At 68.3% G+C, this 14387-nt stretch carries 15 protein-coding genes; 10 read left to right on the top strand and 5 right to left on the bottom strand.

The window, feature by feature from the left end:
• Positions 1-116: 116 nt before the first annotated feature.
• Positions 117-365 (bottom strand): DUF167 domain-containing protein, encoded by a 249-nt coding sequence (locus LPB142_RS03985; protein WP_068767136.1) that lies wholly within the window; start codon positions 363-365, stop codon positions 117-119.
• 42 nt (positions 366-407) lie between these two features.
• On the opposite strand from LPB142_RS03985, the gene LPB142_RS03980 reads away from it, so the two are divergent.
• The 3 genes from LPB142_RS03980 to LPB142_RS03970 are packed head-to-tail and all read left to right on the top strand — an operon-like array spanning position 408 to position 2849.
• Entirely contained in the window at positions 408-1499 is a 1092-nt protein-coding gene (locus tag LPB142_RS03980) for a class II histone deacetylase (RefSeq protein ID WP_071165585.1), read from the top strand.
• A gap of 58 nt (positions 1500-1557) precedes the next feature.
• Entirely contained in the window at positions 1558-2163 is a 606-nt protein-coding gene (locus LPB142_RS03975; protein WP_068767138.1) for a nitroreductase family protein, read from the top strand.
• Complete coding sequence (locus LPB142_RS03970; protein WP_071165584.1) at positions 2160-2849, top strand: EI24 domain-containing protein; 690 nt, start codon at positions 2160-2162, stop codon at positions 2847-2849. Before LPB142_RS03975 ends, LPB142_RS03970 begins: the two co-directional genes overlap by 4 nt.
• A gap of 76 nt (positions 2850-2925) precedes the next feature.
• On the opposite strand, the gene mce is transcribed toward LPB142_RS03970, so the two are convergent.
• On the bottom strand, positions 2926-3330 hold the full coding sequence (mce, locus tag LPB142_RS03965; protein ID WP_068767140.1) for a methylmalonyl-CoA epimerase: 405 nt from the start codon (positions 3328-3330) through the stop codon (positions 2926-2928).
• Positions 3331-3473: 143 nt separating this feature from the next.
• Here mce and LPB142_RS03960 point away from each other — a divergent pair, with 143 nt between their 5' ends.
• Positions 3474-4181 carry a response regulator gene (locus LPB142_RS03960; RefSeq protein WP_068767141.1) on the top strand — a complete coding sequence of 236 codons (708 nt, stop codon included), beginning with the start codon at positions 3474-3476 and terminating at the stop codon, positions 4179-4181.
• Positions 4182-4183: 2 nt separating this feature from the next.
• Here the strand turns inward: LPB142_RS03960 and LPB142_RS03955 are convergent, their stop codons facing one another.
• Positions 4184-4894: a GNAT family N-acetyltransferase gene (locus LPB142_RS03955; RefSeq protein WP_068767142.1), complete on the bottom strand. Its 711-nt coding sequence runs from the start codon at positions 4892-4894 to the stop codon at positions 4184-4186.
• Positions 4895-5032: 138 nt separating this feature from the next.
• On the opposite strand from LPB142_RS03955, the gene LPB142_RS19765 reads away from it, so the two are divergent.
• A complete protein-coding gene (locus LPB142_RS19765; RefSeq protein ID WP_269635427.1) occupies positions 5033-5167 on the top strand; it encodes a hypothetical protein in 135 nt (44 codons plus the stop codon).
• A 50-nt stretch (positions 5168-5217) separates the two neighbouring features.
• Here the strand turns inward: LPB142_RS19765 and aspS are convergent, their stop codons facing one another.
• Complete coding sequence (gene aspS / locus LPB142_RS03950) at positions 5218-6999, bottom strand: aspartate--tRNA ligase (protein WP_068767143.1); 1782 nt, start codon at positions 6997-6999, stop codon at positions 5218-5220.
• A gap of 192 nt (positions 7000-7191) precedes the next feature.
• Between aspS and LPB142_RS03945 the strand changes: the two genes are divergently transcribed.
• Positions 7192-8469, top strand: coding sequence for a glycosyltransferase family 87 protein (locus LPB142_RS03945; protein ID WP_198037862.1), 1278 nt, complete (start codon positions 7192-7194; stop codon positions 8467-8469).
• Between the two features lie 129 nt (positions 8470-8598).
• Positions 8599-11931 (top strand): carbamoyl-phosphate synthase large subunit, encoded by a 3333-nt coding sequence (gene carB / locus LPB142_RS03940; protein ID WP_071165582.1) that lies wholly within the window; start codon positions 8599-8601, stop codon positions 11929-11931.
• A gap of 50 nt (positions 11932-11981) precedes the next feature.
• On the opposite strand, the gene LPB142_RS19760 is transcribed toward carB, so the two are convergent.
• Entirely contained in the window at positions 11982-12110 is a 129-nt protein-coding gene (locus tag LPB142_RS19760; RefSeq protein ID WP_269635426.1) for a hypothetical protein, read from the bottom strand.
• Positions 12111-12151: 41 nt separating this feature from the next.
• On the opposite strand from LPB142_RS19760, the gene LPB142_RS03935 reads away from it, so the two are divergent.
• From LPB142_RS03935 to LPB142_RS03925, 3 genes are all read left to right on the top strand, one after another.
• Complete coding sequence (locus LPB142_RS03935) at positions 12152-13225, top strand: NAD(P)/FAD-dependent oxidoreductase (RefSeq protein WP_071165581.1); 1074 nt, start codon at positions 12152-12154, stop codon at positions 13223-13225.
• A gap of 91 nt (positions 13226-13316) precedes the next feature.
• Positions 13317-13661: a carboxymuconolactone decarboxylase family protein gene (locus LPB142_RS03930; protein WP_068767253.1), complete on the top strand. Its 345-nt coding sequence runs from the start codon at positions 13317-13319 to the stop codon at positions 13659-13661.
• 89 nt (positions 13662-13750) lie between these two features.
• On the top strand, positions 13751-14290 hold the full coding sequence (locus LPB142_RS03925) for an EF-hand domain-containing protein (RefSeq protein WP_071165580.1): 540 nt from the start codon (positions 13751-13753) through the stop codon (positions 14288-14290).
• Positions 14291-14387 lie beyond the last annotated feature (97 nt).

The raw sequence follows: 14387 nt of genomic DNA, 5'->3' as shown, positions 1-14387 counted from the left end.
CCGGCGGATTCTTGCCACTTTGCCCGCCGCGCCGGGAACCGTCGCGCGGCGAAATGCGTTCGCGCCCGCGTTGCGCGGGGGCCGACAATCCTTCGTAAAATAAAGGGATTATCGCCTCAATCGAGACGAAACACCTTGTCGCGCGCGGTCTGCCCGCGGATCAGCGTGAGCCGGCTCTTGGCCACGCCCAGCGCCTTGGCGAGAAGCTTCACCACCTCGGCATTGGCCTTGCCATCCTCGGGAATCACCGTGACATAGACGCGCAACTGCCCGTCCTCGAGCACGATGCGGTTGCGCGAGGCCTTCGGCGTGACACGCAGCGCGATCTCGGCGCCGCTCTTGGCAAGGTGGCTCAGCTCGGTCATGGTCCCCCTTACCGCGCCCCCGCGCGGGGCGAAAGGAAAACCATGCGGACCGCCTTTTTTCACGATGAGCGCAGTTTTTGGCATGGCGGCGGCAATTACGCGCTGACGCTGCCGGTGGGGGGCTTCGTGCAGCCTGGCGGCGGCCTGCCGGAGAGCCCGGAGACGAAGCGGCGGCTGGTGAACCTGTTGCGCGTCTCGGGGTTGATGGCGGAGATCGACGCGGGCTCGGCGCCCGAGGCGACGCGCGCGGACCTCGCGCTCGTGCATCCGGTGAGCTATCTCGACGCGTTCAAGGCGGCCTCGGATGCGGGGGGCGGCGAGCTCGGGCTGCGCACGCCCTTCGGGCCGGGCGGTTATGAGCTCGCGGCGCTCTCGGCGGGGCTGGCGAAGGCGGCGGTCTTTGCGGTGCTCGAGGGGCGCGCGCAAAACGCCTATGCGCTGGCGCGTCCGCCGGGGCATCATTGTCTGCCCGATTGGCCGAACGGTTTTTGTCTGCTCAACAATATCGCGGTGGCGATCCGCGCGGCGCAGGCGGCGGGGCTGGTGCGGCGGGTGGCGGTGGTCGATTGGGATGTGCATCACGGCAATGGCACCGAGGCGATTTTCCTCGACGACCACGAGGTTCTGACGATCTCGCTGCATCAGGAATGGAACTATCCGCTCGACACCGGCGGGGCCGAGGTGCGCGGCGCGGGCGGCGCCAATCTCAACGTGCCGCTGCCGCCGGGCTGCGGCGAGGCGAGCTATCTCGAGGCCTGGGACCGGATCGTGGCGCCGGCGCTCGCGCGTCATGCGCCCGAGCTGATCGTGGTGGCCTGTGGCTATGACGCCTCGGCGATGGACCCGCTCGGGCGGATGCTGATGGGGGCGGAGGGGTTCCGGGCGCTGACGCTGCGGGCGATGGCCGCGGCCGAGGCGCTCTGTGGCGGGCGGCTCGCGATGACCCATGAGGGTGGCTATTCCGAGGTGCATGTGCCGTTTTGCGGCCATGCGGTGCTCGAGGCGCTGTCGGGGAGCCGGGTCGCCGCGCCCGACCCGCTCGCGCGCACCATCGCCGCGCGTCAGCCGGGCGCGCGCTGGGTTGCGCAGGTCTCCGGCTATCTGGCGGAACTCGCGGCGGATTTCGGGCTTTGAGCCGTTGCAATCGCCTGACCCCGCCCCGATATCAGGGGCGCAATTGAAGGAGAGTGCCATGGAGATTGCCCCCGGGGCCGTGAACCCCGCGATCCGCAATGAGGAGGCGCTGCGGTTCCTGCTAACCCGCCGCTCGCGCCCGCCCAAGACCCTCGCCGCGCCGGCGCCGGGGCGCGCGGAGATCCTCGAGATCCTGACCGCGGCGGCGCGGGTGCCCGATCATGGCAAGCTCGAGCCCTGGCGGTTCGTGGTGCTCGAGGGCGGCGCGCTCGCGCGGCTGGCGGGGGAGGCTGCGGCCTTTGCGCAGGCGCGCGGGCTGGCCGAGGATGTGGCGGCGAAGGGCGTGGGGCAATTCGCGCAAAGCCCGCTGTGCATCGCGGTGATCGCGGTGCCGCGGCCGACCGAGAAGGTGCCGACGGTGGAGCAGGAGCTCTCTGTCGGCGCGGCCTGCATGCAGCTTGTCAACGCCGCGCTCGCGGCCGGTTGGGGGGCGGGCTGGCTCACCGGCTGGGTCGCGCATGAGCGCGATTTCGCGGCCCCCGCCTTTGGGCTGGCGCCGGGCGAATGGGTCGCGGGGCTTGTGCATATCGGCACCGAGACCGCCGCCCCGCCGGAGCGCCCGCGCCCCGATCTCGAGGCCATCGTCAGCTGGAGAGACGCATGATTTTCAACGCTTTGTTCCTCGGCTGGGCGGATCTTTTCCGGCCCGGATCGGCGAAGGTTCTGGCCAAGGGGGTGGCGCTCGCGCTCGGGCTTCTGGTGGCGCTCTGGCTCGGGATGGTGCAGCTGATCGGGGCGTTCGTGCCCGATACGCTCAGCCTGCCCTGGATCGGGCCGATCGGCGGCATCGACGCGGTGCTGAGCTTTGCCTCGATCGGGGTGATGATCGTGGCCTCGATGTTCCTGATGGTGCCGGTGGCCTCGATCTTCACCGGGTTTTTCCTCGAGGATGTCGCCGAGATGGTCGAGGGGGCGCATTACCCCGGGCTCGCGCCGGTGCGCAAGCTGACGCTGGCGGAGACCTTTGGCGATTCGCTGCGGTTTTTTGGCGTGGTGGTGGGGGCGAACCTCGCGGCGCTGATCGTTTACCCCTTCGTGATCCCGCTGGCGCCGGTGTTGTTTTTCGGGCTGAACGGCTATCTGCTCGGGCGGGAATATTTCCAGATGGCGGCGGCGCGGCGGATGCATCGCGACGAGGTGCGCGCGCTTTATCAGCGCAACAAGATGACGATCTGGCTGGCGGGGGCGGCGATGGCGGTGCCGCTGTCGGTGCCGCTTCTGAACCTGACGGTGCCGGTGGTGGGGGCGGCGGCGTTCACGCATCTCTTTCACGCGCTGCGCGGGCGGTGAGCGCCGGGGCCCTGCCCCGGACCCCGGGATATTTCTGGCAAGATGAAGGGGCGCCGGGTGAGGCGCCCCTTGTCATTCAGACCTGTTCGAGTTCGATCAGGCAGCCGTTGAAATCCTTGGGGTGCAGGAACAGCACGGGTTTGCCATGGGCGCCGATCTTCGGCTCGCCGGTGCCGAGCACGCGCGCGCCTTCGGCCTTGAGTTTATCGCGCGCGGCGAGGATGTCTTCGACCTCGAAGCACATGTGGTGGATGCCGCCCGAGGGGTTTTTCTCGAGGAAGCCGTTGATCGGCGAGTTTTCCCCCAGCGGGTAGAGCAGCTCGATCTTGGTGTTGGGCAGCTCGATGAAGACGACGGTCACGCCGTGATCGGGCTCGTCTTGCGGGGCGCCGACCTTGGCGCCAAGCGTGTTGCGGTATTGCGCCGATGCGGCCTCGAGGTCGGGCACGGCGATGGCGACATGGTTCAAACGTCCGATCATGGGGGCCTCCTAAACTCCTGTGCCCTGATTAGGCGGCGCGCGGGTGCGACGCAAGCGCCGCGAACGCCGGGCTTAACGCTTCGTTAGGCAAATAGGGTCTTAACTCGGGAAACGATGCGAATCCCTCTGCCAAGGTGACGCCCATGACCGACGAACTCTCCGCCTTTCTGGCCGCCCGCCCGGCGACCGCGCAGCGCCCGCTTCTGGGTGTCACGGTGCTTGTGGTTGAAGACAGCCGTTTCGCCTCGGAGGCGATGCGCTTGCTCTGTTTGCGCTCCGGCGCGCGGATCCGGCGGGCGGATTGTCTGCGCTCGGCGCATCGGCATCTGACGACCTATCGCCCGGGGGTGGTGATCGTCGATCTCGGACTGCCCGATGGCTCGGGGGCGGATCTGATCCGCGAGATCAAGGCGATGAGCGCGCCGGTGCCGGCGGTGCTCGGGATTTCGGGCGACCCGGAGGTCGAGGCGGAGGCGATGGCGGCGGGGGCGGATGGGTTCCTCTCGAAGCCGGTCGAGAGTCTCGCGGTGTTCCAGCAGGCGGTTCTGGCGGTCTTGCCCGCGGAGATGCATGCGTTCGGGCCCCATGCCCTGCCCGATGAGCGGATCGCGCCTGACCCGATCGCGTTGCGCGACGATCTGAGCCATATCGCGGAGGTGCTCTCGAGCGGCTGCGAGCGGCCCGATTTCGGCTATGTCTCGCAATTCCTCGCCGGCGTGGCGCGTTCGGCGCATGATCCGGCGCTCGAGGATGCGGCGGTGGCGCTCGGCGCGGCGGAGCCGAGCGCGGCGGCGATCTCGCGCCTCAACGGGCTTGTGCAGGAGCGGCTCGCCGCGGGCTCGGGCTTTTGAGATCAGCCGCCGAGCGCGGGGTCGGAGGCGGCGCGCACGAGCCGGGTGAGGTCGGAGAGCCGTTCGATCTGCTGGCCCTCGGCGTCGAAATTCTCGGGCGCGAGCCAAGCCGCATAGGCCTCGCGCAGGGCGGGCCATTCGCGGTCGATGGCGGCGAACCAGGCGGTATCGCGGTTGCGGCCCTTGACCACGGTCGCTTGGCGGAAGATGCCCTCATAGCTCAGCCCGAGCCGCTCGGCCGCGCGCCGCGAGGGCAGGTTGAGCGCATCGCATTTCCATTCGAAGCGCCGATAGCCCGCGTCAAAGGCCCAGCCGATCAGCAGCATCATCGCCTCGCTCGCGGCGGGCGTGCGCTGCATCCGCGGGGCGAGGCAGATATGGCCCAGCTCGATCGAGCCCGAGGCCGGGGTGACGCGCAGATAGGCCATCACACCGCCGAGCTGCCCCGTCGCCTGATCGCGCAGCGCGAAGAAATACGGGTCCGCCTGCCCCGCCATCTCGCGCGCCCAGCGGATATAGGCGACCTCGGAGGCAAAGGGCCCGTAGGGCAGATAATCGAAGATCGCGTCATCCTCGGCATTGGCCCGGAAGAGCGCATGGGCATGGCCCTCCTCGAGCCGCTCGAGGCGCACATAACGCCCCTCGAGCTCGGAAAAATCGGGCGCGCGCGGGGGCACCCAGCCTGGCAGCTCTTCGCCGAAAGTCTTGTCCATGAAGGCACCTCCTTGGCGCCCACGCTAGCGCCCGGCGCGGGGCGGCGCAATTGCCTCCAAAGCGCACGATTGCGTTCCAAAACCTGCCGCAATTGCGCGCCAGTCTGGTCGGGATCCATGCTGCCACAAGGATGCAAGATGAAAGACCACGCGCTTCGCCTGATCAACAACCAGCGCCTGATCGAGGCCACCCACTGGACGGTGTTCACCCTCGGCGCGCTCAGCCTTGCGGTCTCGGTGACCGCGACGGCCGTCAACGTGCTGTTCTCGTAACTCTTTGAGCAGCAACGAAAAGGGCGCCCCGCGGGGCGCCCTTTCGCATCTCAGGCCTCTTTCGGCAGAACCCGCAGCCGCAGCTCGCGCAGCTGTTCGTTGGTGGGCTCGGAGGGCGCGTTCATCATCAGATCCTCGGCGCGCTGGTTCATCGGGAACATGATGACCTCGCGGATGTTGATCTCATCGGCGAGCAGCATCACGATCCGGTCGATGCCGGCCGCGCAGCCGCCGTGGGGCGGCGCGCCATATTTGAACGCTTTGACCATGCCGCCAAACCGCTTCTCGACCTCTTCCTTCGGATAGCCCGCGAGCTCGAAAGCCTTGTACATGATCGCCAGATCATGGTTGCGGATCGCGCCCGAGACCAGTTCATAGCCGTTGCAGGCGAGGTCGTATTGATAGCCGAGCACGTCGAGCGGGTTGCCGCTGAGCGCCTCGAGCCCGCCTTGCGGCATCGAGAAGGGGTTGTGCGAGAAGTCGATCTTGCCCTCGTCGGTCTTCTCATACATCGGGAAATCGACGATCCAGGCGAATTTGAACACGCCCTCTTCGGTCAGGCCAAGCTCGCGGCCGATCTCGTTGCGCGCGCGCCCCGCGACCGCCTCGAAGGTCTCGGGCTTGCCGCCGAGGAAGAAGGCCGCATCGCCCTCGCCGAGGCCGAGCTGCAGCCGGATCGCCTCGGTGCGTTCCGGCCCGATGTTCTTGGCCAGCGGCCCGGCGGCTTCCATCGCCCCGTCATCGCCCTTGCGCCAGAAGATATAGCCCATGCCCGGCAGGCCCTGCGATTGCGCAAAGGCGTTCATCCGGTCGCAGAACTTGCGCGAGCCGCCCGTCGGCGCCGGGATCGCGCGGATCTCGGTGCCCTCTTGTTCGAGCAGTTTGGCGAAGATCGCAAAGCCCGAGCCGGCGAAATGTTCGCTCACCACCTGCATCTTGATCGGGTTGCGCAGGTCGGGCTTGTCCGAGCCGTACCACAAGAGCGAGTCGCGGTAGGCGATGCGCGGCCACTCCGGGTCGACGCGCTTGCCGGCGCCGAATTCCTCGAACAGGCCCTGGATCACCGGCTGCACCGCGGCGAAGACATCTTCTTGCTCGATGAAGCTCATCTCGAGGTCGAGCTGGTAGAAATCGGTCGGCGAGCGGTCGGCGCGCGGGTCTTCGTCGCGGAAGCAGGGCGCGATCTGGAAGTAGCGGTCAAACCCCGCGACCATGATCAGCTGTTTGAACTGCTGCGGCGCCTGCGGCAGCGCGTAGAATTTGCCCGGGTGCAGACGCGAGGGCACGAGGAAGTCGCGCGCGCCTTCGGGCGAGGAGGCGGTGATGATCGGGGTCTGGAATTCGTTGAAGCCCGCATCCCACATCCGGTTGCGGATCGAGCGCACCACGTTCGAGCGCAACATCATCTTGTTGTGCAGCCCCTCGCGGCGCAGGTCGAGGAAGCGGTAGGTCAGGCGGGTTTCCTCGGGGTAGTCCTGCTCGCCGAAGACCGGCAGCGGCAGATCGCCCTCGACCGCGCCGAGCACCTCGACCGCGCGGGCGTAGACCTCGATCTCGCCGGTCGGGATCTTCGGGTTGATCAGGCTTTCGTCGCGCAGCTTCACGGTGCCGTCGATGCGGATCACCCATTCGGCGCGCACCTTTTCCAGCGCGGCAAAGGCGGCCGAGTCGCCGTCGCAGAGCACCTGGGTGATGCCGTAATGGTCGCGCAGGTCGATGAACAGCACGCCCCCGTGATCTCGCACGCGATGGACCCAGCCCGACAGACGGACGGTTTGCCCGGCATTGGCGGCGGTCAGTTCAGCGCAGGTATGGCTGCGATAGGCGTGCATCGGGCTCCCCTTTCAACGGGCTTGGGCGTCAGTCGGCCCGATACACCGCGCCCGCGCGGCAAAGTCAAGCGCAACAGGGGCCCGGCGGGCGGGGCGCGCGCAAAGCCGCGCGAGCTTTGGCGCCGCGGCGGGTTGCGCTCGGCGCCCAAGCCCGGCACCCTGCCCCAACCAAGCAGCCGCCCGACGAGCCCGATGACGCCCTCCGCCCCCCTCTCCTCTCGCGCCCGCGCGCTCGGTCTCCTTCTGTTGGCGCTCTGGGCGGCCTGGGCCTGGGCCTGGGCGAGCGGGATCTGGCACGCCGATCTCGCCGCGATCTGGTTTGCGGGCCATCTGCATGCCACCGGCGCCGACGATCTGATCTATGCCGCGCCCGATCTCTTCTTCGGCGGCACCCCGCCGGCCTGGGCGCCCTTGCAAGAGAGCCTCGGCGCGGATGCGCAAAACATCGCCTTTCCTTATATCTATCCGCCGCTCTGGGCCGGGATCGTGGCGCCCTTTGCCGAGGCGCTGAGCCCGCGGGGCTATTTCCGGCTGGTTCTGGCGGTTCATATCGCGATGCTGGCGGGCTCGGTGCTGATGGCCGAGCGGCTGGCGCGGCCCGGCTGGATGCCGCCTTTGGTCTTCATCGGCTGGGGCGTCGCGGGCCTGAGCGTGACCACGGTGGGCGACACGCTCTTGCTGCTCAACCAGCCCTCGATCACGGTGGCCTTTCTGACGCTCGCCGCGCTCAGCCTGATCGAGGCGCGCCCGCGTCTGGCGGGGCTCGCGCTGGCGGGGGCGGCGGCGATCAAGATCACCCCGATCGCCTTTGCCGCGCTCTTCGTGCAGGCGCGCCGGCCGGCGGCGCTCCTGCCCTTCGCGCTGGGGGTCGGCGCGCTGGCCATGGCGTCGGTCGCGCTGATGGGCTGGCCGCTGCACCGCGCCTTTCTCGAGCAGCTTGCGCGGGCGGGCGAGACCAGCGTGCTGATCAAGGTCAACCCCTCGCTGCGGGTGCTTGCGCTCGCGGCGGCCGATGGGCTCGGCCTCGCGCCGATGCAGATCCTGCTCGAGGATCGCGCGGGGGCGACGGTTCTGGTGGCGATGCCGGCCTGGCCGGGGCGGCTCGCGGCGGGGCTGGCGCTCGCGCTCGGCGTGCCGGCGCTCGCGCTCGCGGCGCGCCGGCATGGGCGGGCGGCGCGCACGCTCACCGCGCTCGGGCTTGCGCTCGGGATCTTTCTCTTCGGGCCGCTGTCGTGGCTGCATTACCTGCTGATCCCGATGCTCTTGCTGCCCGCGCTCGGCGCCACGCTCGGGCCGCGGCCGACCGGGGCGGTGATGCTCGCCGCGCTCGCGGTGCACAGCCGCGATCTGATGGCGCTTTACGGGCGCGGCGCGGAGGGCAGCCTCGCGCATGGCGCGGTGGTCTGCGGGTTCTGGCTGCTGGTGCTCGGCGCCACGCTGGTGGCCCTCTCCCGCTGCCCGCGCGACTGAAGAGACCCCCAAAAACCGAGTCTTTCACCCTTGCGCCGCGCGCCTCACTGACTATAACCCCCATCAATTTGCGCGGCCCCCAGCGGAGCCGCGCCGAGTGCTGCCGAACACATGACAAGGGGTCCCGCCATGCCGAAGAGAACCGACATCAAGTCCATCCTCATCATCGGCGCAGGGCCTATCGTGATCGGGCAAGCCTGCGAATTCGACTATTCGGGCGCCCAGGCCTGCAAGGCGCTGCGCGAAGAGGGCTACCGGGTGATCCTGGTGAACTCGAACCCCGCGACGATCATGACCGACCCGGAAATGGCCGATGCGACCTATATCGAGCCGATCACCCCCGAGGTCGTCGCCAAGATCATCGAGAAGGAACGCCCCGACGCGCTCCTGCCGACGATGGGCGGGCAGACCGGCCTGAACACCTCGCTTGCGCTGGCCGACATGGGGGTGCTGGAGAAATTCGGTGTCGAGCTGATCGGCGCGAACCGCGAAGCCATCGAAATGGCCGAGGACCGCAAGCTGTTCCGCGAGGCGATGGACCGGATCGGCCTCGAGAACCCGAAGGCCACGATCGTCGCCGCGCCGAAGCTCGAAAACGGCAAATATGACATCAACGCCGGGGTCGCCCAGGCGCTCGCCGATCTCGACCATATCGGCCTGCCGGCGATCATCCGCCCCGCCTTCACGCTCGGCGGCACCGGCGGCGGCGTCGCCTATAACCGCGACGATTACGAGCGCATCTGCCGCTCGGGCCTCGATGCCTCGCCGGTGGCGCAGATCCTCGTCGACGAGAGCCTGCTGGGCTGGAAAGAATATGAGATGGAGGTCGTGCGCGACCGCGCCGACAACGCGATCATCGTCTGTTCGATCGAGAACATCGACCCGATGGGCGTGCACACGGGCGACAGCATCACCGTCGCGCCGGCGCTGACGCTGACCGACAAGGAATATCAGATCATGCGCAACGGCTCGATCGCCGTTCTGCGCGAGATCGGCGTCGAGACCGGCGGCTCGAACGTGCAATGGGCGATCAACCCGGTCGACGGGCGGATGGTCGTGATCGAGATGAATCCGCGCGTCAGCCGCTCCTCGGCGCTGGCCTCGAAGGCGACCGGCTTCCCGATCGCCAAGATCGCGGCGAAGCTCGCGGTGGGCTATACGCTCGACGAGCTCGACAACGACATCACCAAGGTCACGCCGGCGAGCTTCGAGCCGACGATCGACTATGTCGTGACCAAGATCCCGCGCTTTGCCTTCGAGAAATTCCCGGGCTCGAAAGCCGAGCTGACCACCGCGATGAAATCGGTGGGCGAGGCGATGGCGATCGGGCGCAGCTTCCACGAATCGGTGCAAAAGGCGCTCGCCTCGATGGAAACCGGCCTGACCGGCTTTGACGAGATCGCGATCGAGGGCGCGCCGGACAAGGCCGCGGTGATCAAGGCGATCTCGAGCCAGACGCCCGACCGGCTGCGGCTGATCGCGCAGGCGATGCGCCACGGGCTGACCGATGACGAGATCGTCGCCGCGACCGCGTTCGATCCGTGGTTCCTCGCGCGGATCCGCGAGATCATCGACGCCGAGGCGGCTGTGCGCAAATCCGGCCTGCCGCTCGATGAAAAGGGGCTGCGCGCGCTCAAGATGATGGGCTTCACCGATGCCCGTCTCGCCAAGCTCACCGGCCGCGACGAGGCGCAGGTGCGCCGCGCGCGCCGCAACCTCGGCGTGAAGGCGGTGTTCAAGCGCATCGACACCTGCGCGGCCGAGTTCGAGGCGCAGACGCCCTACATGTATTCGACCTACGAAGCCCCCGCGATGGGCGATGTGGAATGCGAGGCCCGCCCGAGCGACCGCAAGAAGGTCGTGATCCTCGGCGGCGGCCCGAACCGGATCGGCCAGGGCATCGAGTTCGATTATTGCTGCTGCCACGCGTGCTTCTCGCTCTCGAAGGCGGGCTATGAGACGATCATGGTCAACTGCAACCCCGAGACCGTCTCGACCGACTATGACACCTCGGACCGGCTTTATTTCGAGCCGCTGACGCTCGAAAACGTGCTCGAGATCCTGCGTGTCGAGCAAGACAATGGCACGCTGCACGGCGTGATCGTGCAATTCGGCGGCCAGACGCCGCTCAAGCTCGCCAATGCGCTCGAGGCCGAGGGGATCCCGATCCTCGGCACCACGCCCGACGCGATCGACCTCGCCGAGGACCGCGAGCGCTTCCAGCGGCTCCTCAATGAGCTCGGCCTGAAACAGCCGGTCAACGGCATCGCGCATAGCGAGGCCGAGGCCTATGAGATCGCCGGCCGCGTCGGCTATCCGCTGGTGATCCGCCCCTCCTATGTGCTCGGCGGGCGCGCGATGGAAATCGTGCGCGATCTCGACCAGCTCAAGCGCTACATCAACACCGCGGTGGTGGTCTCGGGCTCGAGCCCGGTCCTGCTCGACAGCTATCTCTCCGGCGCGGTCGAGATCGACGTCGATGCGCTCTGCGACGGCAGCAATGTCCATGTCGCGGGGATCATGCAGCATATCGAGGAAGCGGGCGTCCACTCGGGCGACTCGGCCTGCTCGCTGCCGCCCTATTCGCTCTCGCGCGAGACGATCGCCGAGCTGAAGGCGCAGACGGTGAAGCTCGCGCTCGGGCTGAACGTCGTCGGCCTGATGAACGTGCAATTCGCGATCAAGGATGGCGTGATCTACGTTCTCGAGGTCAACCCGCGCGCCTCGCGCACCGTGCCCTTCGTCGCCAAGGCCACCGACAGCGCCATCGCCTCGATCGCGGCGCGGCTGATGGCGGGCGAGCCGCTCTCGAACTTCCCCGAGCGCGCGGCCTATCCCGAAGGCGTCGGCCCGGAAACGCCGCTGCCCTTCGCCGATCCGCTGACGCTGGCCGACCCGAACACGCCGTGGTTCTCGGTCAAGGAAGCGGTGCTGCCGTTTGCGCGCTTCCCGGGCGTCGATACGCTGCTCGGGCCGGAAATGCGCTCGACCGGCGAGGTGATGGGCTGGGATCGCAACTTCCCGCGCGCCTTCCTCAAGGCGCAGCTCGGCGCGGGCACCAAGCTGCCCGAAGAGGGCCGGGTGTTCCTCTCGATCAAGGATCCCGACAAATCGGCCGATCTCGCCGGCGCGGCGCGTGATCTGGTGAAGATGGGCTTTGCCCTCGTCGCCACGCGCGGCACGGCGGCCTGGCTCAAGGAGCATGGCGTCGAGGCCGAGGCGGTCAACAAGGTCTATGAGGGCCGCCCGAATATCGTCGACCGGCTGAAGAACGGCGATATTCAGCTGGTGATGAACACCACCGAGGGCAACCAGTCGATCTCCGACAGCCGCGAGATCCGCGCCGTCGCGCTTTACGACCACATCCCCTATTTCACCACCGCCGCCGCCTCGATCGCGGCCGTCGCGGCGATGAAATCGCGCGGTGAGGGCGAGATCTCGGTGCGGCCGCTGCAGGCCTGAGCCGGGGGGAAATGACAAGGGGCGCGCCCGCCGGCGCGCCCTTTTGCCTGTCAGATGAGCGGCACGAGCGGCACGCCGCCACAGGCCGCGAGCGCGAGCACCATCATCAGAGCCACCGTCACTTTCATGAAAACCTCCTGTCTCTCCCCCTGATCTGGGGCGCGGGGCGGCGCTGTCAACGCCCCTTCCCTTCCGGGGGGCTGGGGCGTAACCTGCCGCCATGACACATGATTTCCTGATCATCGGGGGTGGCGTCGCGGGGCTTTCCGCGGCCGCCCGGTTGGCGCCCGAGGGCGCGCTCGCGCTCTTGGAGGCCGAAGAGGCGCTGGGGTATCACGCCTCGGGCCGCTCGGCCGCGCTTTATGAGCCCCATTACGGCAACCCGGCGGTGGTCGCGCTGTCGCTGGCCTCGGGCGAGTATTACCACGGCTCGGGGCTGCTTTCGCCGCGGGGGGTGATGTTCCTCGATGGCCCCGATCAGGGCGCGCGGTTTCGCACCCATGTCGCGGAATTCGCGCTGACCGAGCTCAGCCTCGCGGAGGCGCGCGGCCTCTTCCCGATCCTCAACCCCGAGACAGTGGGCTTTGCCGCCCATGCGCCCTCGGCCTGGGATATCGACACCGACGCCTATCTGCAGCGCCTCGCGCGCGAGACCCGCGCCGCGGGCGGCGAGATCATCACCCGCGCCCGCGTCGAGCGGATCACCCGGCTGCCCGGCGGCTGGGAGATCGCCGCGGGCGAGCGGGTATTCCGCGCGCGGGTCTTGATCAACGCCGCCGGCGCCTGGGTCGACCGGGTCGCGGCGCTCGCCGGGGTGGCGCCTTTGGGCTTCACGCCGCTGCGCCGCTCGATGGCGCGGATCTCCCTGCCCGCGGGGCTCGACCCCGCCACCTGGCCGATGGTGATCGGCGGCGCGGAGGAATGGTATTGCAAGCCCGATGCCGGGGCGCTGATCGTCTCGCCCGCCGAGGAGGACCCGGCCGAGCCGCATGACGCTTTCGCCGACGATATGGTGCTCGCCGAGGGGCTTGCGCGCTATGAGGCGATGGTCAGCGCGCCGGTCACGCGGATGATCGCGAATTGGGCGGGGCTGCGCACCTTCTCGCCCGACCGCGCGCCGGTGATCGGCTTTGCGCCCGCCGAGCCCGGGTTCTTCTGGCTCGCCGGGCAAGGCGGCTATGGGTTCCAATCGGCGCCCGCGGCCTCGGCCTTGGCGGCGGCGCTTTTGTGCGGGCGCGCGCCGGATCTGGCGCCCGAGATCGTTGCGTCGGTTGCGCCGGGGCGTCTTACATAAACATTCAGATCACCCTATATGTTTGACGCAGGTCAATGCCGCGATGCGGCGGCGGTGCCACGAAAAGCGGATCAAGCATCAGGAGATGTCCATGAGCTATAAGGGTAAAATCGACGATATGCGCGGCGAGCTGCGCGTGATGAGCAAGCTGATTCCGGATGCCATGCAGGGCTTCGGCGTGCTCTCGAAAGCGGTGAAGGAAAACGGCCCGCTCGACGTGAAGGCGAAGGAATTCGTGGCCCTCGGCATGGCGGTCGTGCTGCGCTGCGAGCCCTGCATCAACTTCCATGTCGAGGCGCTGATGAAGGCGGGCGCCACCCGCGAGGAGCTTGGCGATGTGCTCGCCATGGCGATCCAGATGGGCGGCGGCCCGGGCGTGATGTATGCGGGCCATGCGCTCGCCTGCTGGGATGAGCTCGCCGCCGCGCAGGCCTGAGCCCCTCCCCTGCGACACGTTGTCAGGCCCTCGGCGGAAGTCGGGGGCCTTTCCGTTTCATATTCAGATGTCATCGAAAGGACTTCCCGATGAAACGCCTTCTCCCCCTCGCCGCCGCCGCCCTCGCCCTCAGCGCGGGGCTCGCGCAGGCGCAAACCTTTGTTCCGGGCGAGCAATTCATAGCCGTCTGGGATCTCGACAGCGATGGCAAGGTGACCCTCGCCGAGGCGCGCGAACAGCGCGGCAATATCTTCGCGATGTTCGACGAGAACGGCGACGGCAAATTCGAGGCCGCCGAATATGCGCTGATCGACGAGCACAAGGCGATGGAGGCCGAGGCCGGCATGGGCCCGGGCCACAACATGCCCGAAGGCATGACCCCGCCCGCCGGGCGCGGCCCGGGGCAAGGCATGGGCCAGGGAAAGGGCCAGGGCCGCGGCATGGCGCCGATCGACCCGCAGACCGGCTTTGACCGCCCCGCCGCCGAGATGATGGGCATGTTCGACGCCAACCGCGACGGCACCGTCACCCAGGAAGAATTCGTCGCGGGCACCGACGGCTGGTTCGCGATGCGCGACCGCGACGGCGACAGCGTGCTCACCACCGCCGATTTCGGCCCGGGGCGCTGAGCCCTCGCGCATCCGTGAGCCCGAACCGCCCGGCTGCCGCGTGACAGCCGGGCGTTTTTCCGCTCCCCTGAGGAAAACGGGGGCAGATGATGCGAAA

Source organism: Rhodobacter xanthinilyticus, from assembly GCF_001856665.1.
In the GTDB taxonomy this organism is placed as follows: Bacteria; Pseudomonadota; Alphaproteobacteria; order Rhodobacterales; family Rhodobacteraceae; genus Rhodobacter; species Rhodobacter xanthinilyticus.
The sequence above is the reverse complement of the archived record's forward strand: the minus strand, read 5'-3'. Positions and strand labels throughout refer to the sequence as shown.